Annotated in this window: 15 protein-coding genes; 2 read left to right on the top strand and 13 right to left on the bottom strand. The window is 68.7% G+C overall.

The genetic code is table 11. The features are described 5' to 3' along the window. Positions 1-37: 37 nt before the first annotated feature. The 5 genes from RIA68_09990 to RIA68_10010 form a co-directional block, all read right to left on the bottom strand. Entirely contained in the window at positions 38-991 is a 954-nt protein-coding gene (locus RIA68_09990) for an ATP-binding cassette domain-containing protein (GenBank protein MEQ8317775.1), read from the bottom strand. Between the two features lie 3 nt (positions 992-994). After that, positions 995-1,825 (bottom strand): hypothetical protein, encoded by an 831-nt coding sequence (locus RIA68_09995; GenBank protein MEQ8317776.1) that lies wholly within the window; start codon positions 1,823-1,825, stop codon positions 995-997. A gap of 60 nt (positions 1,826-1,885) precedes the next feature. Beyond that, positions 1,886-3,046: a cysteine desulfurase family protein gene (locus tag RIA68_10000; GenBank protein MEQ8317777.1), complete on the bottom strand. Its 1,161-nt coding sequence runs from the start codon at positions 3,044-3,046 to the stop codon at positions 1,886-1,888. 48 nt (positions 3,047-3,094) lie between these two features. Then, complete coding sequence (locus RIA68_10005; protein MEQ8317778.1) at positions 3,095-3,847, bottom strand: GxxExxY protein; 753 nt, start codon at positions 3,845-3,847, stop codon at positions 3,095-3,097. A gap of 275 nt (positions 3,848-4,122) precedes the next feature. After that, positions 4,123-4,911 carry an SDR family oxidoreductase gene (locus tag RIA68_10010; GenBank protein MEQ8317779.1) on the bottom strand — a complete coding sequence of 263 codons (789 nt, stop codon included), beginning with the start codon at positions 4,909-4,911 and terminating at the stop codon, positions 4,123-4,125. 172 nt (positions 4,912-5,083) lie between these two features. Here RIA68_10010 and RIA68_10015 point away from each other — a divergent pair, with 172 nt between their 5' ends. Continuing rightward, on the top strand, positions 5,084-5,686 hold the full coding sequence (locus RIA68_10015) for a hypothetical protein (GenBank protein ID MEQ8317780.1): 603 nt from the start codon (positions 5,084-5,086) through the stop codon (positions 5,684-5,686). Here RIA68_10015 and mfd read toward each other — a convergent pair. From mfd to RIA68_10030, 3 genes are read right to left on the bottom strand one after another with little or no spacing between them, the layout of a single operon-like run. Further along, positions 5,683-9,057, bottom strand: coding sequence for a transcription-repair coupling factor (mfd, locus tag RIA68_10020; GenBank protein ID MEQ8317781.1), 3,375 nt, complete (start codon positions 9,055-9,057; stop codon positions 5,683-5,685). The two genes, RIA68_10015 and mfd, sit on opposite strands and share 4 nt — an antisense overlap. 21 nt (positions 9,058-9,078) lie before the next feature. After that, entirely contained in the window at positions 9,079-9,492 is a 414-nt protein-coding gene (locus RIA68_10025) for a ComEA family DNA-binding protein (GenBank protein ID MEQ8317782.1), read from the bottom strand. Positions 9,493-9,539: 47 nt separating this feature from the next. Continuing rightward, positions 9,540-11,186 (bottom strand): endo-1,4-beta-xylanase, encoded by a 1,647-nt coding sequence (locus tag RIA68_10030; protein ID MEQ8317783.1) that lies wholly within the window; start codon positions 11,184-11,186, stop codon positions 9,540-9,542. 76 nt (positions 11,187-11,262) lie between these two features. Between RIA68_10030 and RIA68_10035 the strand changes: the two genes are divergently transcribed. After that, on the top strand, positions 11,263-12,213 hold the full coding sequence (locus tag RIA68_10035; protein ID MEQ8317784.1) for a phosphoribosylaminoimidazolesuccinocarboxamide synthase: 951 nt from the start codon (positions 11,263-11,265) through the stop codon (positions 12,211-12,213). A gap of 14 nt (positions 12,214-12,227) precedes the next feature. Here RIA68_10035 and RIA68_10040 read toward each other — a convergent pair whose 3' ends face one another. The 5 genes from RIA68_10040 to RIA68_10060 form a co-directional block, all read right to left on the bottom strand. Continuing rightward, positions 12,228-14,174: a hypothetical protein gene (locus RIA68_10040; protein ID MEQ8317785.1), complete on the bottom strand. Its 1,947-nt coding sequence runs from the start codon at positions 14,172-14,174 to the stop codon at positions 12,228-12,230. A 93-nt stretch (positions 14,175-14,267) separates the two neighbouring features. Beyond that, entirely contained in the window at positions 14,268-16,241 is a 1,974-nt protein-coding gene (locus tag RIA68_10045) for a hypothetical protein (protein ID MEQ8317786.1), read from the bottom strand. Continuing rightward, entirely contained in the window at positions 16,238-17,476 is a 1,239-nt protein-coding gene (locus tag RIA68_10050) for an ABC transporter ATP-binding protein (protein MEQ8317787.1), read from the bottom strand. Before RIA68_10050 ends, RIA68_10045 begins: the two co-directional genes overlap by 4 nt. Positions 17,477-17,512: 36 nt before the next feature. Then, the gene (locus RIA68_10055; protein MEQ8317788.1) at positions 17,513-18,976 is read right to left on the bottom strand and encodes an SPFH domain-containing protein; all 1,464 of its coding nucleotides are present in this window, start codon (positions 18,974-18,976) and stop codon (positions 17,513-17,515) included. Then, a complete protein-coding gene (locus RIA68_10060; protein ID MEQ8317789.1) occupies positions 18,969-19,970 on the bottom strand; it encodes an SPFH domain-containing protein in 1,002 nt (333 codons plus the stop codon). Before RIA68_10060 ends, RIA68_10055 begins: the two co-directional genes overlap by 8 nt. Positions 19,971-19,989 lie beyond the last annotated feature (19 nt).

Here is a 19,989-nt window from a genome sequence, read left to right on the forward strand (position 1 = left end):
CGCTCCCTTCGGGCGTGCCAAACGCGGGTTTGGCTGCTCAGGCCTGCAAGATCCGCCGAAGCCGCTGCAACACGCTCTCGTCTTCGGTCCTGGGAACCATACGCGAGGGCTCCACGCTGCGCATGCCCGGAACGCCGGGACGCACGCCCAGGATGTCCTGCTCCCAGTCGCTGCCGCTCTGCCGCTCGCTCAGCGGCCCCTCGGCCGAGCCACGCAGGAACTGGTGGATAATCTGCTCGTCTTCGCTAAGCGAATCGACCTCGGCATCGGGTACGTCCCGCACGCGCTCGAACCAGGACTTGGACTCGACGGCCAGCATGCGGCCCTTGTCGAGCATGGCCATGCGGTCGGCGATGGTGAAGGCCGAGTCCATCTCGTGGGTCACCACCACGCAGGCGATGCCCAGCTTCTTGGTCAGGTCGAGCAGCAAGCGGTCGATCTGGGCGCTCGTGATCGGATCGAGCCCGGCGCTGGGCTCGTCGCAAAAGAGGAGCTGGGGGTCGAGGGCCATCGCTCGCGCGAGCCCGGCCCGCTTCTTCATGCCCCCGGAGATCTGCGCCGGGAACAGGTCGGCCGCCTCGCGGAGCTGGACCTGCTCGAGCTTGATCTTGACCTGGATGTCGATGATCTCCTGGCTGAGGCGTGTATGCTCCTGCAATGGAAGAGCCACGTTCTCGGCCACGGTCATGCTGTTGAAGAGCGCGCCGCTCTGGAACAGGATGCCAAACTTCAGACGCACCTGGTTGAGCTTCTCTTCGGTGAGCCCGCAGATATCGTGCTCGAACATCGAGATGCTGCCCGCGTCGCTCTTGAGCGAGCCGATCATGAGTCGCAGCAGCGTGCTCTTGCCCGAGCCCGAGCCCCCCATGATGACCATGGTCTCGCCGGGCAAGACGTCGAGATCGATGCCCCGAAGGATCTCGCGGCCGTCGAAGCTCTTGCGCAGGCCTCGGACGCGTAGCACCGGGCCATCGTTCTTGCCCGGCGGCATGGCTCAGCCCTCGCCCGAACTGCTGTCATCGCCGCCCGAGTCAGGGTCGGTCGGCTCGGGATCAACCAGATCAGGGTCGGCCGGTGTCGGCGCACTCGGTACCACCGGCATGGTCGAGCCCGCGGGCGGCAAGAGCCAGACGAGCGAGCCGTCCGGGGCCTCGAACGCGATGTTGTGGACGACGTTCGAGCCCGCGGCACCCTGGTTCGGGATGATGACCATGAACAGGACGGTCCCCTGATCGAACGGCAGCGCGAGCGGCGCTGCGGCGTACGACGCGGGCGAGTACACCTGGCCGGCGTCAGCCTGAGCGGTCTCGATGCTCGGGCCGACCTCGATCGCCAGTTGGATGAGGTCCCACATGCCTTCGGGCCGGGCTTGCATCGCACCGAACTCTGCCGACAGCGCGTTGCCCCAGGCGTCCATCGATGCATCGTCGAGCAGCTGCGCCTGCGAACTGACCATGTAGCTCTGCGCCTCTTGGAGGTCGCGCGCCTCGACGGCCTCGACCAGCCTGCCCAGCCCGCTCCATTCGCGGCCGGCCGCGGCCGCACCGAAGATGATCGCGATGTTGATGGCGCCGGCGACCAGACCGATGACGATCGCGGCGATGGCCAGGCCGCCGCCCTTCTTGCGACCGCCCGACGACGAGATGAGTACGAGCGCGAGCACGCCCAGCAGCAGGCCGAACGGACCGACGCCCGGGATGCAGCAGGCGATCAGGCCGACCAGCGAGATCACGAAGGCGAAGACGGCCAGGATGCTGGTCTTCGGCTCGAGGTACTCGGGGCCGCCGGCAAATTCCTGGGGCTGGGCGTAGGGATTGTCGCTCATGCCGCAGGGTAGCCCGCCCAGAAGCCTGTCAACGCCAGGGCAACCGACACGCGGCCGCGGCTAGACCGTCGCCGTCACCACCTGGTGGGCCTCGACGATGGCGTCGGCGGCGAAGCGGACCTCGTCCTCGGTAGTGAACCGCGAGAGGCTGATCCGCAGGGAGCCGGCGGCCTTCTTCTTGTCGAGCCCCATCGCGCACAGCACCGGGCTTGGCTCGAGCGAGCCGCTGCTGCACGCCGAGCCGGCCGAGACGCACACGCCCATCTCGGCGAGGGTCAGCAGCATGATCTCGGCATCGGCCCCGGGGATGGCCAGGTTGGTCGTGTTCCACAGCCGCTCGGCGGGGTCGCGCGGGCCGTTCACGCAGGCGCCCTCGATGCGCTCGATCACGCCTCGCTCCAATTCGTCCCGCATGGCCGCGACGCGGGCGCGGTTGCCCGGGTCGGCCAGCCAGGCCTGAGCGCCCTTGGCGGCCTCGCCCAGCCCGACGATGCCCGGCACGTTCTCGGTGCCCCCGCGCCGGCCGAGCTCTTGCGAGCCGTGCGACTGGCGGCAGATCTTGAAGCCCCGGCGGACCCAGAGCGCGCCGATGCCCTTGGGTCCGTGGAACTTGTGGGCGCTAAAGGTCAGCAGGTCGAACGGATACGCGCGGACGTCGGTCTCCATCCGGCCGACCCACTGCGTGCCATCGACGTGCACCGCGGCGCCCGCGTCCTTGGCCATCTTCGCCAGCTCGGCGATGGGCTGGATGGCGCCGGTCTCGTTGTTGGCCCACTGCACGCTGAGCACCGCGACCGAGTCGTCGATCATTGACCGCGACGCCTCGAGGTCGATCGCACCGCCCGGCCCGATCGGCAGCCAGCGGACCTCGGCCTTGCCGCAGGCGTGCAGGCTCTTGGCCAGCTCGCGGACGGCCGGGTGCTCGACGCCGCTGGTAACCAGCACGCGACGGCCGCAGGTCTTCTCGGCTTCCTCGAGCGCACCGCGGATGGCGAGCTGGCAGCTCTCGGTGCCGCCCGAGCAGAAGACGACCTCGCGTTGACCCGCCCCGATCAGTTCGGCCACCGATCGCCGGGCCTGCTCGATCCGCGCCCGCGCCGACTGACCCGGACGGTGCACGCTGGACGGATTCGCCCAGCAGTTTTCAAGGCACTCGCACACCGCCGAGACGACCTCGGGCAGCGGTCGCGTGGTCGCGTTGTTGTCCAGGTAGGCGTTCACCGAACGGGCAGGCCTCCGAGCGGGCGTGCGGGATCAGACGCGACGGCCTCAGCGGTCGTCGTCGCCCTCTTCGTCATCATCCTCGTCGTCTTCGTCATCATCCTCGTCGTCTTCGTCTTCGTACTCGTCGTCGTCTTCCTCGTCCTCGTACTCGTCATCCTCGTACTCGTCGTCCTCGTAATCGGATTCTTCCTGGGCCTTCTGCCGCTCCTCGAGCAGCTCCTTGAGCTGGTCGGGGTTCAGCACGCGGACGAGGCCGTCCTTCAGCCGGCGCTGGGCGAAGTTGATGATGAGGCCCAGCTCGAGCTCGAGGGCCCGCAGCTTGGCGCGCGTCTGCAGGCGCTCGCCCGTGCCGACGTCGCCCGGCCGCGCAACCAGGTCGACGATGAAGCGGTCCTCGACGAACAGCGACGCGGTGACCTGGCCTACGAGCTGGTCCTGGTACTTCACGTCGATGGTCCGGTCGGCCACGTGCTCGATGCCGGCTTCCTTCATCTCGATCTGCAGCGCCTTGTTGTACATCTCGATGGGCAGGCCCGGGCCCAGGGCCTTGTGCACCTCGATGGCGCAGCCGATGACGCGGCGGCTGATGTCGGTCAGCTCTGGGTCGAGGGCGCTCAGCGGGATGCCCTGGCGGTCGTGCCCGCCGTGGCCCCGGCCGTGGCCGCGACCGCCGCCATGCCGGCCCCGTCCACCGCCGTGGCCTCGGCCCCGTCCGCCGCGACCTCGGCCCCCACCGCCGCGACCCCCGCCGCCCCGGTACTCGCCTCGCTCGTCGTAGTCTCGCCTGTCGTTGCTCATCTGAAGTGCTCCAAAGTGTGGGATCAAAGAGGGGAAATCGGTGAATGAGGTACGGCCCTCGCGGCGGGCTCGTTCCGTGCGACGCAAGGGCCGCCACGCGGGTCTTGATGGTGGAATCGGTTCGCCGGCCGGGTTGGAAGACCAACGAATGGATCGGGCTCTGGTAGGAAGCCGAAGGGGGCGGGCCAACCCGTACCGCCACCGCCGAATCCCTCAAGGATACCACGAACCGGCGTCCGGCGACACGCAATCTTGCAAGCGGGCCGCGAACTCGGTCAGAACGCCGGCGTCCGGCCGCCGTCGACGGCCAGCACCGTGCCCGTGACGTAGCTCGCCGCGGGCGTGCAGTAGAACGCCACCGCGGCGGCCACCTCTTCGGGCTCGCCCAGGCGGCCCATCGGGATCGACGCGATCGCCTCGTCCCTCACGGCCCTCGCGTCGCTGCCCTGGCGGCTGGCCTTGGCGTCGAACAGGCTGCTCAGCCGGGCCGTGTCGGTGAAGCCCGGCAGAACGCTGTTGACCGTCACCCCGTCCTTGGCGACCTCGCCCGCCAGCGTCTTGGCCCAGGCCGCGACGGCCGCGCGGACGGTGTTGCTGACGCCCAGCCCAGGGATCGGGCACTTCACGCTCGTGCTGATGACGTTGACGATCCGGCCGAAGCGCTTCTCCCGCATCCCCGGCAAGACCAAGTTGGCCAGGTTTTGGTTGTTCACCAGGTGGGCCGTCATGCCCTTGAGGAACGCCTCGCCATCGGCCTCGGTGATCGGCCCGCCGGGCGGCCCGCCGGTGTTGTTGACGAGCACGTCGAAGCCGCCGGCGCGGTCCATGGCCCCGCTGGCCTCGTCGAGCACCATCACGGGATCTTGGAAGTCGGCGATGGCGATGTCGTGCTCGACTCCGTCAACGACCGGCAGCGCCGCCATGGCCTCGCCCAGCCGCTGCGGATCGCGGGCAAAGAGCGTCACGCGGCAGCCAAGAGCAGCGAGCGCGACAGCGGAAGCCAGCCCGATGCCCTGGCTGGCGCCGCAGACCAGAGCGGTTCGTCCGTGGAGGTTGGTGTCCATGGGCGACCATAGGGGAGGGGTGCGGTTGGTTGGTGGCCCGGGCAGCAAGGCGTTGCGTGGCCCGTCGTGGCCACTTCGCGACGAAGACGCAAACACGGCACCGATCGCACCATCTTCGGGTACATTGACGGGATCGTCCCGCCGAGCGAGTGACGTCCACAGGAGAGAACGGATGAACTGCCCAACGCCCGCCATCCTCGCGATCACCGTCGCCTCGGCCTGCACGGCTCCGACGCTGGCCCAGGCCATTTTGATCGAGGCCGACCTGCCCGGCGGGCTTCCGATGCCCGGCGACCGGACGACCATCACGATGAGCGCCGGCTTCAACCCGCTCGACTACGCGATGGCCGCCATCGGCACCGACCTGGTGATCAACCAGGTCCAGGGCCGGCTCGAAGACCCCCGCCTGATCGCGCCCATGAACGGGCCGGGCACGAGCGCGGGTGCGGTCTCGGGCACCGGCGTCGACGGCATCATCGCCGGCCAGCTCAACTTCCCGCTCGCGGGCATCTACGCCGACCCGACCAACCCGATCGCGTTCTGGGCGGTCGACTGGATCTACGAGCCGGGCGGCCCCGGGCCGGGCTCGGACGTGCTGCTGCACGTGGTGACCGAGACCACGCGGTTCGACGTGTACACCGACCGCCTGCTGGCCACCAGCGAGTTCCGCGTCGACGAACTCGAGGAAGGCGAGCTGCTGATCGTCGTGCCCGCGCCGAGCAGTGCGGTGGCTCTCGTCGGCGGCCTGGCGCTCGCCTCGCGCCGCCGTCGCTAGCCCGCCGCGACCGGCTCTCTCGACCCCTCGGGCAGCAGCCGCTTGCACAAGACGTCGACGAGCGTCCGTCCCTGGCGGTACTGCTCGGGCGGCCGCCAGTAGATCTCGTGCAGCGGCCGCTGCGTGTCGGCGTCGCGGCGCTTGGCGCCGCCGCTGCTGGGCGTCAGGCTCGTGAGCGAGCCGGCGACGCCCTCGAGCTTGTCGAGCACGGGCCTCGGGTCGGCGGCGAAGAGGATCACGTCGGCCCCGCGCACGGCGGCGCTGCTGACGCCCGCGCTCGCGAGCGCGACGCGCAGCTCGGCCAGGCTCAGCAGTCGCTCGACCTGACCGGGCGGCTTGCCGTAGGCCTCGGCCAGGTCCTCGCGCACGGCCGAGACCTGCCCGATGCTGCTGGCCAGCGCCATGCGCCGGTAGGCGGCCATGCGGCGCACGTCGCCTGGGACGTAGCTCTCGGGGATGTAGCCCTTCAAGCCGACGTCGAGGGCGATGCGGCTGTGCGTGACGCTCCGCTGCCCGGTCATCTCCTGCACGGCTTGCTCGAGCAGCCGGCAGTACATGTCGTAGCCCACCACCGCGATGTGGCCGGACTGCTCCGAGCCGAGCAGGTTGCCCGCGCCGCGGATCTCGAGGTCGCGCATGGCGATCTTGAAGCCCGCGCCGAGCATGGCGTACTGCTCGACGGCCGCCAGCCGCTTCTTGGCGACGGCGCTCAGGATGCCGTCCTCGGGCAAGAGCAGGTAGCAGTACGCGCGTCGACTACTCCGACCAACGCGTCCGCGGAGCTGATGCAGGTCTGCCAGCCCGAAGTTGTCGGCGTCGGCGATGATCATGGTGTTGGCGCTGGGCTGGTCGATGCCGCTCTCGATGATGGTCGTGCTGACCAGGATGTCCGCCTCGCGGCGCACGAACTTCAGCATGACCTCTTCGAGCTGGCCGCCGGGCATCTGGCCGTGCCCCACCACGATGTCGGCCTCGGGCGCGAGCCCCTGGACTTCCGCTGCTCTTGACTTGATGTCCTTCACGCGGTTGTGGACGAAGAAGACCTGGCCCTCACGCGCCAGCTCGCGCGCGATCGCCTGCTCGATGCGCGCCCGATCAAACGGCATCACCTCCGTCACCACGCTCTGCCGCTCGGCCGGCGGCGTCGTCAGGCTCGAGATGTCGCGCAGCCCGAGCATCGCCATGTGCAGCGTCCGCGGGATGGGCGTGGCGCTCAGCGTCAGCACGTCGGCCTCGGTCCGCAGCCGCAGCAGTTGCTCCTTGTGCTCGACGCCGAAGCGCTGCTCCTCGTCGATGACGACCAGGCCGAGGTCGCTGAAGCGCACGTCCTTGCTCAGGAGCCGGTGCGTGCCGATGATGACGTCGACCTCGCCCTTGCGCAGGGCCTTGAGCGTCTCGTTGCTCTCCTTGGTCGTCTTGTATCGCGAGATGCTCTCGACCCTGAACGGATACGCCGCGAAGCGCTCTCGGAACGTCCGCTCGTGCTGCTCGGCCAGCACCGTCGTGGGTACGAGCACGGCCACCTGTTTGCCGAACTCGACGGCCTTGAACGCCGCGCGGATCGCCAGCTCGGTCTTGCCGAACCCGACGTCGCCGCAGATGAGCCGGTCCATCGGCCTGGGGCTCGCCATGTCGCGCTTGATGCTGCCGAGCGCTGCGAGCTGGTCGTCGGTCTCCTGATATGGGAACTCGGCCTCGAACTCCTTCTGCCAGGTCGTGTCGGCGGGGTAGGCGATGCCCGGGCTGGCCTCGCGGGCCGCCCGCACGCGGAGCAGCTCGCCCGCGAGGTCCTTCACCGACTCGGCGACCTTCTCCTTCTGGTTCTTCCAGCGAGCGCCACCGAGCTGCGAGAGCGGCGGCGTGCCGCTGAAGCCGCCGACGTACTTCTGCACCAGGTCGACTTGCGTTGCCGGAACGTGCAGTCGCGCACGGTCCTTGAACTCGAGCGTGAGAAATTCCTCGACGTTGAGGTCGTTGGGCCTTTTCTTCTTCTTGCCCTTGGCCGCCCTGGCGACGTCGGTGCTCTTGCCCGAGCCATCGATCTCCATCAGCGTGAGCCCCACGAACCGCGCGATGCCATGATCGGCGTGCACGACGTGGTCGCCTGGCGCAAAGTCCAGGAACGCGTCGACGGTGCGGGCACCCTTGATGCGCGCGTGCCGACGGCGCACGGGCGCGCGGCCGAGCATCTCGTGCAAGGGCAATACGGCGATCGTCTGCTTTTGCCGCCATACAAAGCCGTGCGCGATCACCGCGTGCCACGGTTCCAGGTTCGTCACCTGGGCCTCGTCCATGAGCTCGCCCAGGCGGCTGATCTCGCCCGGCGTCGCGCACGGAACGAGCACCCGCGCCTGCTCCTCGTTCGCCCACGCCCCGGCGGCGGTGATGACCTCGATCGCCCCGCCCGCGCCGTCGGCCCGGAAGTCCGGCGGTCGCTCGACGGGCAACGAGAGTTCCTCGGCATCGCCCGTGCTCGAGTACTGGTTCAGCTCGGCAAACGCGTGCAGTCGCTCTTGGGCCATCTTCACGACCTTGGTGTGCGCGATCACGCCCGACTCGGCCCGCACACGCTCGAAGTAGCCCCGGCCCTGCTCGCTGACCTCGAGCGTCTCAACGAGCACGCCGAATGCGCGCGGCGGGCAGTGGTCGATGAAGCACACGCCGCTGCCCTGTGCCTGGTCGCCCTCGATGGCGGCGGGCAGGTCGACGGCGTCCATCGCCGTCACGCTCGCCAGGCTCTGCACGTCGATCTCGGCGATGCGGTCGATCTCGTCGCCGAAGAAGTCCAGCCGCACCGGCACTGCGGCGTCCTGGTCGGCGCCGGGCGCGGCGGGAAAGACGTCGACGATGCCGCCGCGCTGGGCGAACTGGCCCGGCTCGTCGACCGCATCGACGCGGTCATAGCCCGCGTCGCCCAGCCAGCGCACCAATTCGCCCGGATCGACGCGATCGCCCCGCTGCACCCGTCGGCTCAGCCGCTCGAGTTGCTCGGCCGCGGGGGCCGGCTGCATCCATGCATGGATCGACCCGACGATGGCGAACGGCTTGTCGGTCTGGCCCAGTTCGCGCGCCCGACGCACGGCCGCGACACGGCCCGCCAGTGCCCGGGCCGAGACGCCGTCGGGCCCGGCCTCGATCGCCGGCAGCTCGACGACCTCGAGCCCGACGCCCTCGAGCTCGTCGGCGGCGTGCTGGGCGTCCTCCACGTGGGCGTGGATGAGCACGACGGGCCGCTCGAGGCGGCGCGCGAGGGCCGCGGCGGTGAAGCTGGGCGAGGCGCCGATGGCGCCGCGCACGCGCGGCCTTCCCTTGCCGCTCAGGGCATGGGCCAATTCCTCGAGTCCGCCGAGTTCTGCGAGCAACTCGTGCAAGCGCGAGAAGATGTTAGGGCGCTATTTTGGCTGGCTGGCGACCTCGATGCGGACGTAGGGACGAACCCCCTCGACCGTGGCGGGGCCGATGCCGTGTACGCGGGCGAGGTCTTCGACGGTGCGAAACGGGCCCTGGGCGTTGCGGCTCTCGATGATGGCCGCCGCGCGCGATGGGCCGATGCCCGGCAGCAGCTCGAGCTGGGCTGCCGACGCGGTGTTGACGTCGATCATCATGCCCGCGGCGGGCGTGGGCTTGGGCTCATACGCGGGGGCCGGAGTCTCGGACGCCGGCGTGGGGCGGGCCTGGACCGGCTCCGCGAGCGTGCCGGTCCTTGGCTCCACCTGCTGCGGCACGAACACGACCGGCTGCGGCGGAGGCGTCGGCCGCGTGGCCAGGCCGTAGCCCACGCCCGCCAGGCCGACGCCCGAGATCAAGAGTGCGGCAACCCAGCGAGCGCCATGCGGCGATGGCCCTTGCGGAGTCACCGGCTCGAACCCGCCATCGAGCCGGCGCGCACGGCGTCACGAAGGCGGGCGAGCGCGTCGAGCGCAGGACGGGCCGCACCAGCGGAATCAACGAGACCGGCGCCACCCTTCGCACGCGGCGTGTCCTGCGCGAGGCCCCAGCAGATGGAATGCACGAAGGGCTTGGCGGCCGCCACGGGCAGCACGCGCTCGATCCAGTCGGCCTGGGTCGCCGGGCTCCAGGGTCCGTCCCACTCGCCGCTCTCGCCGTTGGCGTCGACGGGGGCCGACGGGCACGCGGCGAACGTCACCGAGATCGGGCGGTCCATCTCGGCGTACCGATCGAGCACTTCCGAGAACGCCATCGCGTCGCGCACGGCCGCGGCGGTGCCGTCGTCGGTCATGTCGAAACGCAGGCCGATGGCGTCGACGTGCGTCCCGCTCTGGGCGATGAGCTCGGCCAGCAGCAGCGGCGGGAGCGACCTGGTTGACCGCGCGGCGTAGAGCGCGAACGGGTCGGCGATCTCGACCTGTACGCGGCCTTGGGGCTGGAGCTTGCGCGTGACCGTTGCGGCGACGCGCAGCAGGTCGGCGATCTGCTCGAATCGAAGAAACATGGCGCCTTCGACGCCCAGCGAACTGGCCAGCGTCCACCACTGCACGGTCCGACGGTACCTCGTGACGACCTGTCGCACGTGCTCGTACACGAGCTCGCGCAGCGTGTCGTAGTCGTTCTCCCAGATGTAGAGCCACTCGGGAAGCCGACCCGGGGCCAGATCGAGCACCGGACCGGCGACGACCGGCAGCTTGCCCTTTCGCACGGCCCACTCGATCCATCGATCGGTCGCGGCATACTGGTACTTGCCTTCGGCCGGCTCGATCGCGGACCACGGCATGGGCACGGTGACGAAGTCCGCCGCCTTGGCCAGCGCCGCCTGCGCGGGCGGCTCGAAGCTCATGGGATCGACCGCGCACCCGACGCGCGCCACGCCCGCGAGCGTCACGCCGTGTGCCTCGGGAGCCTTGACCACGGCGACCGGCTTGCTCGCCGGCCGACCGATCGAACGCTCGGCCCGCTCGATGGCGTCGTTGAACCATGAGCCGTCGGCCCGCGCCGCCAGCCCGCGATGCACCGCTTCGGCTACGAGCAGCTCGCTGGCCTCTAGCGCGTCGCTGAGCGCACGCCGGGACTTCTCGTCGGCAGCCGCGATGGCGGGATCGTTGGCCGAGAGATCACCGTTCTGCAGGCTCCGCCACGACACGAGCGCGGCCGAGAAGTCCTCGCGCGCCCGCTCGAAGGTCTGCAGCGCCGAGTGCTCGGCCGGCAGCATCGCGAGGTTCCACTCTTCGAGCGCGTTGAGGAATCGCATGAGCTGCTTCCGCGCGAGCTCCAGCGGCAAGAGGTAGGGTCGCTCGCGCTGGGGCAGGAGCGTCGTGGTCAGCAGCGTCTTGCGATCGGCTCGGGCCTGGCCCTGGCCGACACCAAGCGGGAAGAGCACCTCGAGCGAAACGGTGCCGGGGTTCTTGGGCACCACCGTGAGGACGCCCTGGTCAATCCGGATCTCGCCCGGAGACGTCGCGCCGTCGGTCGCCAGGATGCCCGCGTGGGCCAGCGGCCAGCCATCGGCCGGCTTCCCATCGCGATGCACGAAGAACTTCAGCATCCGCCAGCGTCTCTCCAAGGGGCCTTGGGCGTTCCGTCCGGGCCTCGTCTTGGGCCGCGCCCACTACCATACGGCCATGCCGAGCGCCGAGCCGACCCAGGGGGCCACCCTCGCCCAGACCCGCCTGAGCCTCCCACTCTTGCACCGGGGCAAGGTCCGCGAGGTGTATGCCCTGGGCGACGATCGGGTTGCCATCGTCGCGACCGACCGCTTGTCGGCCTTCGACGTCGTCCTGCCCACCGCCATCCCGGGCAAGGGCCGAGTGCTCACCGCACTTTCGGCCTGGTGGTTCCGCTGGCTCCAAGAGCGTGGCCTCGGACCCACGCACTTCATCAGCGACGCGGCCGACCTGCCCGCGTCGGCCTTCGAACTGGAAGCCGCGACCGACCCCGCGCACCTGCGGGGCCGCACCACCATCGCGCGCCGCGGAGAGATCATCAAGCTCGAGTGCGTCGTGCGCGGCTATCTCGAAGGGTCGGGGTGGCGAGACTACCAGAGCACGGGATCCGTGAGCGGTGTCCGGCTCCCTGCAGGGTTGAAGCAGTGTGACCGATTGCCCGAGCCGATCTTCACGCCCAGCACCAAGGCCGAACCGCCCGAGCACGACGAGCCGATCTCGCTCGAACAAGCAGCGTCGTTCCTCGGCACCGATCTCGTGCACGAGCTACGTGATCGCTCGCTGGCGATCTACGAGGCCGCGCGCGAGCACGCCGCGAGCCGAGGCATCCTGCTGGCCGACACGAAGTTCGAGTTTGCCTTCCCGCTCGACGCAGAGAGGGGCTCGCGCGAGCCCATGCTAGCCGACGAGGTGCTCACGCCCGACAGCTCGCGGTTCTGGCCGGCCGACCGCTACGAGCCGGGCCACGCCCAGCCGAGCTTCGACAAGCAGTTCGTCCGCGAGTACCTGTCGGGCCTGGTCGATTCGGGAGCCTGGGACAAGAGCGACCCCGGACCGCAGTTGCCCGCCGATGTCGTCACGCAGACGGCGCAGCGCTACGAGACGGCGCTTCGACTGCTCACTTCCTGAAAAGTGCCTTGGTGCTACTTCCGCTCGCGCTCGACCTGCTCTGATCGCTGGCCGAACTCGCGGTCGAGCATGGCCCGGAACGCGGGCATGCCCTCAGGCTGTGGGAAGACCGAGTCGAAGCTCCGGCCCTCGACGGTGGGGTTGCCCTCTTCGTCGTCGAATATGGGCTTGAAGCGCAGCACCAACTCGTCGTACGCCCACTTCTGGAGCTCCGGCGGCGCGTTGCCGTACGCCGACTGGGCGAAGTCGATGTTGAGCTGGGGCAGGAGCGAGCCGAACACCTGGCCCGCGACGAAATCGAATCGCCGATCGAGGAACTCCATCCGCACGGTGCCTAATCCCGACTCTCGGATCTGTTGTTCGCGGTAGAGCGCGTGGTAGGTCTTGGCGTAGTCCATCGCACGCTCGAAGACCTCGTCATCGCCCGCGACCAGCCCGGTGAGGTACGCGTCGTAGAGCGAGCCGACCACCTCTTGCAGCGCGACCGTCGGCGAACCAAGGCGATCGGCCAGCTCGGCGCGGACGAATCGGTCGATGTCCATCGCGAGCCACTGGGCGCGCCCGTCGTTGTTCGTGTTGGCGAAGTCGAACAACGCCAGCTCGTTCTTCATCTCGTCGGCAAGCCTGACGTTGCCGCGGCGATACACGTACCGGATGGCGTCCTTCATCATGTTCTCGTAGCCGGCGGCGTACGAGCTATAGGCCCGGTCGTTGTCGTAATAGCTTCGCTCGACCACGTCGGCCAGGATCTCGCCGTACACCGGCACGAACGCCGGATCCGGGATACCCAGGTAGAAGGGCTGTCGGTCTCCGGTATTCAGCCGCATGCCGCCGTAGTCGAAGAACAGGTGTCCCGTGCGCCACAGTTCCTGGATCGATTGCACCACCAGGCGGTCGGTGTTGATGAAGTCGTAGTCCTTGATGTTGACCGCCTCGATGCGGGTCATGCCGCCCTCGACGCCCTTCTGCCCCCAATAGAGCGCGTGGGCCGCGGGGTGGCGCCAGTCGAGCGGGCCGTAGGCGCTCGTATACCGCAGCATCCGCCGCGGCTCCATGTTGAAGTCCTCTTGCAAGACCTTCTTGCGGGTGTAAGCCAGCAGCGCCGCCCACGCCTGCTCGAACTCGGGATCGTGCACGAGCTCGGTCATGTCGAGGAAGCGCTGGTCGGCCGACTCGCGCAGCTCGGGCCACACGGCCGAGGCACGGCCCATCCGCACGCGCGTGACTACCTTGAGCATCTGCTGGCCGGACGGGTCGACGTCCAGGGCCGCCAGGCGATCGACAAGCTCATCGACCTTCGGCTCGGCCTCGACAACCCCGAGCAGCGTATCGGGCGCGTCGACGATCGGCCGCAGCCATGCCTCGAACTCGGCAATGCGCGCTTCGCGCGTGTAGTCGCCGCCAACGCCCGACGGCGGCGGGCCGAGGATCTCGTGCCACTCGGCAGCAAGTTGGAGCTTGTAGTACCAGTGGGCGTCGTCGGCGTAGGCCTGCACCTTGTGCAGGAACAACCACGCCAGCTCCTTGTGCACCACCATGTCGGTCGGGTTGTGGCGCACGCCCTCGTCGCGAAGCAGGTCGATGCCTTGGCTCACCCAGTTCCACCGCTCCTGGGGCGTGTTCGTCGTGACCGAGATGTTGTACGCCATGTTCCACGCGTGGAACGCCCACACCTGCGGGAAGCGTGGCTGCAATCGGGTGATCGCCCGGGCGAGGTCGACGGCCTCGTAGTACTTGCCCTCTTCCTTGAGTTCGTTGGCTCGGATCCACAGGATGTTCACGAACAAGCCGCGGAAGGCGCCCATCGCGATGCCCAGGGCTACCTGCGGGGGGTCTCCCTCTTCGGCCCGCTCGGTGTAGCTCAGCTTGTGGCGACCGGCCGAGGCCGTCAGGTCGGCCGAAACGAAGCCCGACAGCCCGAGCAATGCGAAGCACACCACCACCGCGATCAGCTGCGTCATCCGGCCTCGTGGCATCGAGCGTTGCCTCCGCAAGAGTCCGGGCGCCCGGCGGCGCCCCAGTCGGTCATACGCCGCGGACGGCGCGACGGATCGCTACTGGCCCGAGTAGATGGCCAGCTCCCGGGACCGGAACACGAACCAGCCCACGCCGAACAGCAGCACGCACCAGATGCCCAGCACGACCATGCCCTGGGCCAGGCTGGCCCACGACACGTACTCGCCCTGCACCAGCTTCTCGGTGGGGTTCAGCTCGGCATACACCCTGAACACCCAGATGACCCCGGCCGACACGAATTCCACCACCGCCAGGATGGCCGGGCCGATGCCCTCGCCGAAGAAGGGGTTGTACACCTCGAGCGACTCTTCCAAGAAGAGGGCGCTCTCGGCGGCAAAGAAGGCTCCGAAGGCGACCAGGCACGCGACGGGGAAGCTGAGCGCGGTCGATGCGGCGATCGCCAGCAGCGATAGGAACGCCAGCTTGATCCACAGCACCACCACCACCCGGAGGAAGTTCATCTGGTACCCGCCCACGCTGTAGCTCAGCTCGAGCCCCTCGGGCGGGAAGGTGATCGTCTTCGGGTTGCCCATGATGCCGATCTGGCCATCACTCGCCTGCACGAGCGTGCCGTTGATGATCGACATCTCGAGCCGGCCGTCCTCGTCGATCGCCAGCGGCGGGATGTCGTCGATGATCAGCGTCTGGGCCAGCCGCACCTCTCGCTCGTACTGGTACCCGCCGAAGTCGAACAAGATCCGGTACGACTCGTCGGGCAGGTTGGCGCCCGACTCGACGCGGTAGCGAAGCAGCAGCGGCGCGTCCTGCAGTGCGGCCCGTTCCAGGCCGCCGAAGACGTAGGTCTTGGCCTGCCCGGGCTCGATCGACCGCAGCCGGGCGATGTAGTTCTTGTAGAGGTCGTCGCGGACCTCGGCGCGCGTCTGCGGCTGCTCCTCGGCCAGGTCCTGGAACGAGTCGAGCGCCTCCCGCTGCTCGATGAACTGATCGACGATGCTCTCGAACTCTTCGCTGTTCTTGGCCAGCGGGATGTCGATGTCCCGGGCCACGCGGGCCTGCAGCACCTGGTTGTGCAGGATGCGACGGTCTTCGCTCAGGGCCGCACCGCCGAGCTCCACGCCCCGCGCGACGTAGGCCTCGCGTTCGCCGTCGGCCGGCTGCTGGCGGAGGTATTCGGCGAACAGGAAGATGCCCGCCCCGCACACGAGCAGCAGCGCCGCGTTCAGCGAGATGACGCCCAGCCACTTGCCCAGCAGGTACTTCCAGACCGAGACCGGCTTGGTCATGGTCTGCCAGATGATCTTGTCGCGCTGCTCGAAGGTCAGCGTGGCCGCCGAGAGCAGCAGCGTCAGGATGGCGAGCATCCAGAACGCGCCCGCCGTGCCGTACTGCAGGAACGCCTGCATCCGGTACCGAAGCGGCGTGCCCTCGTTCAGCAGCATCGGGACCGCGGCCAGCCCCAGGATCAGCAGCACGATGAAGACCAGCGAGACCTTCATCCGCACCGCCTCGGCCAACACGTTGCGCGCGACGGCGAACACCGGACCGGATGAGATCGAGAGCAGCAGCCGCAGCACCTCGAGCACCGCGACGAACCAGAACGCCAGCGTCGCCGCGCCGGCGATGATCCTCGCCAGCGCCTCGACGTTCGGCCCGGCCCGCTCGTAGTACACGGCCAGCATCATGGGGCCCGACACGAGCACGACCACGAGATTCAACAGGACGTACGTCAGCCCGAGGCCCAGCCAGATGATGATGAGCGACGCGCCCAAGCCGACGCCGATGCCAAACGTCACCGCCAGCGGGCTGCGATCCTGGTTCAGCACGTTCTGGATGATGCGTTGCTGCCGCTCGGCCTGGGCCCGGACGATCGGATCCTCGATGGCCGAGGTATCGAAGAACTCGACCTGGTCGGAGGCTCGTGTGTCCGCGCTCGACTGGGCGACGTAGGCGATGCCGACCGCCACGGCCAGCGCCAGCACCACGAGAGACGCGACGATCTTGAACACGCGCGACTTCTGCAGGCGATCGATGCGTGCCCACAGCGCGCTCATCGCGAGGAGTCCTTCTGATTCTGGTCCTTCTTGTTCTCGTCGTCGTCGTCCATGAGCGAGCCGATGACGCCCAGGTCAACCTCGGGCTCCTCGTCCGTCGGCTCGGCCGAGCGATCTTTCTCGATGAGCTCTTCGACCACGACCTCGTCGACCTCTTCCGTTTCGGGCTCGGGCTCGGGGCCAGCCTCGGGCTCGGGCTCGGCGGGCGGATCCTCGCGCACCAGGTCGCTGATGAGCGCCTCGCCCTCATCGCGCGTTTCACCCTCGGCACGGAGGAACTCGGCCGTCATGCCCCCGCCCTCGGCGCCGGCCGTCTCCAGCCGCTCGGCCTGGGCGTCTTCCACAATCTTGAGGAACAGCTCCTCGAGCTTCTGCCTCGGGTGCGACACCCGCTGCACGGCCTTCGTCCCGCCCGTGCGGCGACGGATGACCTCGTCGATCTCGGCCAGCGTCTGCTCGTCGAGCGTGTCGGCTTCAATCGTCGTCCGCTCGGTCGACAGCAGCAACTGCTCGCGCGTGCCCTCCTTGCGGATGCGCCCGCCGTAGAGCACGACCATGCGATCGACAACGTCCTCGACGTCGGCCAGCAGGTGACTCGACAGCAGCACCGTCTTGCCACGACGGCCGAGCTCGACGATCAGGTCCTTCACCTGTCGCGTGCCGATGGGGTCGAGGCCGGTGGTCGGTTCGTCGAGGATCAGCAGGTCCGGATCATTGATGAGCGCCTGGGCCAGACCGATGCGTCGCTGCATGCCCTTGGAGTACTCACGTACCTGGCGGTACTGGGCGGCCTTGAGCCCGACCATGTCGAGCAGTTCATCAATGCGCTTTTGCCGCGTGCCGTGATCGAGTCCGAAGAGGCGGCCGTAGTAGTCCAGCGTCTCGCGGGCGTTCAGGAATGGGTAGAGGTAGCTCTCTTCGGGTAGGTAGCCGATGCGCTTCTTGATCTGCACGTCCGTGGGCGACTTGCCGAAGACCGCCACGCGGCCCTTGGTCGGCTTGAGCAGGCCCAGCAGGATCTTGATGGTGGTGCTCTTGCCCGAGCCGTTCGGGCCCAGCAAGCCGAAGATCTCGTGCGGCCTGATGTCGAACGTCACGTCGGCCACCGCACGCGCCCGCGGACGCATCCAGAAGTCGCGGAAGGTCTTGGTGAGCCCCTGGACGGCGACGACCGGCCGGGCCGCTGAGTTGGCCTCGGGCGTCGATGCCGCCTGCGGGGTTGCCATCTGCGTCATGCGATGCGTGCTCCCTGTTGCGTTCCTACGCGGCGATCAGCCGCCGAACTCGCGCATCTCGGTGTCGGTGCGGAACTCCCGGTCGCGTTCGCGGCGATCGCGTCGATCCTGGGCGGCACGGTTCAGGCGTTCCTGCTCGATCTCGTTGATGAGCCGCCGGATCTCCGGATCGGGATTCACCATCAGGTTGATGTCACCCAAGGGCAGCTTGATGACCTCGACGGTGTCGCGCCCGAGCACCGACGCCATCATCCGCGACCAGTCGCTCTGCAGAACGAGGTCCGGGTTCTCGCGGAACTGCGGCAGCTTGGCGTTGTAGAGCTCCAGCATGAGCTTGGCCGAGAGCTCGGCCTCGACCCGCTGCTGCTGCGCGATGTTGAGGATCAGCGAGACCTCGCCGCTCACCGCGAACGACTGGATCTCCCCGTCGATCTCGACCGGCTCTCCCGCCATCAGGCGATGGATCTTGTCGAGGATGATCTCCTGCTCGGCCTGCTGCTCGAGCTCGACGGCCTGCTCGTACTCGTAGATGAGGTCGAGGATCGGCCGAGCCGCCGCGCCCGCGACGCGGCTGAGCTCGTTGGACGCGAAGCTGTCGGCCTGGACGCGCTGGGTCTGGCTCTGGCTCTCGGCCGTCTGCACCTCCGTGAACGCCTGCCACACGCTCAGCGGCGGCGTGCGCGTCCGCATCGTGAGCTGCTCGACCACGATGCCGGCGTCGATCGCCTCGAGCGTCTCCTGCGCGATGCGCTGGGCCCGGCTGGCCACGCCGCCGGCAGCGCCGGTCTCACGCAGCAGGTCGTCGATCGCCGTCGTCGATACGGCCCGGATCACCCCGCGCTGCACCGCGGTACGAACGATCTGCTGCTCATCGTCGGGCGTGATGTTGCTGGCAAACTCGCGCGGGTCCTCGCGGCGGTACACCACCGTCCACTGGGTGTGCACCAGGTTCTGATCGCTCGTGATCAGCGCACCGTCGCGCTCGGGGTCGAGCGAGCGACGCGGCGAGCGGGCCAGCTCTTCCAGCGAGCGGCCGCGATCGCGCTCATCGACGCGGAACCAGAACTCTTCCTCGAGCTGCACCGTCCGCTGGCCGGTCTGCACTCGGATGAGCTGGCCCAGCGGATACGGGAAGTTCCAAGTGATGCCGGGCGGGACCGTGTCGGCCGCCGGACGTCCGAAGCGCACCTTGATGCCAGACTCGCCCGCGTTGACCGAGTTGATCCCGCTGAGCACGTAGATCACGACCAGGCCGACGATGGCAAGCTGGAGCAGCCGGTACATCGTGCGGAAGGCCGCCGCCAGCGACTCGTTGGCGGCGTGCATGTCGTTGATGGCCTGCTCGCCCGACCCGCCATCGGCGCGCAGCCGGACGGAGGCCTCGCGCGTCGGCGCCGAGCTCGTCTCGTCCTCGCGCAGCTCGGGCAGCATCGACTCGAGCGACTCGTCGCCCGCGCGATCCTCCCCACCGTTGCCGCCACGGTCGCCTGGCTCACTCATCGCCGCGACCCTCCGCCTCTGCCGGCTCACCGGTGAACATGCCCACGCCGGGGACCTGGCCGGACTCGGTCGACTGGAAGATCGCCGGGTCCAGCAGGTTCAGGCCCGGCGTGTCGGTCGAGAACAAGAGCGTGGCGCGACCGAACATCGAGTCTTCGAGCAGTTCGACGTTCTTGAGGAAGATCGCCAGGCCGGGCGCCTCGCTCATCTGCGAGAGGTAGCGGGCCGCTTCCAGATCACCACGGGCGCGGATCTGCTGGGCACGGCCCTTGGCGAACTCCAGGATCTTGGCCGCATCGCTCTCGGCCTTGGAACGGATGGCGTCGGCCTCGCTCTGCCCGGTCTCCTGCAGGCCGGTCACGATGCGGGCGCGATCCTGGCGCATGCGCTCGAGCGCCGCCTCGGTCGTCGTCTGGGGCAGGCTCGTCCGTGCGATGCCCGCCTGCACGACCTCGATGCCGAACGAGCGCTCGCCCTGGCCCTCGAGGGTCGACTTCATCTGCGCGAGCACGCGCTGCTCGAGCTCTTCGAGGCGCGAGGCCTCTTCGTTGGGCGTAAACAGCTCGGCCATCGAGTACGCACTAAGCTCGGACATCGAACTCCGCAGCGTGTCCTCGACGAGCGTCGCCGCGGCGCGGTAGTGGTCGGCCGCCCGCGGGCCGGAGTTGCTGAACCGGCTGTAGAAGGTCGCGACCTCGTTGGGCTTGACACGCCAGATGGCGAACGCCCCGACGATGAGCTGGCGGTCGTCACGCGTCTGGTACGTCTCGATGCGAGCCTGCGACAACCGGTTGGTCGTCTCGTACTTGGTCACGCCCTGGATCGGGTAGAACAGCTTCCACTGCAGGCCCGGCTCGGTGACCTCCTTCGAGACCTCGCCGAAGTTCGTCACGACGGCCGCCTCGGTGAACCGGACGGTGTAGGTCGTCGCATAGAGCAACAGGACGACCACGAAGGCAATCGCAACGCCGAATGTCAAGAAGAACTTTGGCATGCCAGAACTAGCTCCCGCT

The organism is Phycisphaerales bacterium, from assembly GCA_040217175.1.
Taxonomy (GTDB): domain Bacteria; phylum Planctomycetota; class Phycisphaerae; order Phycisphaerales; family UBA1924; genus JAHCJI01.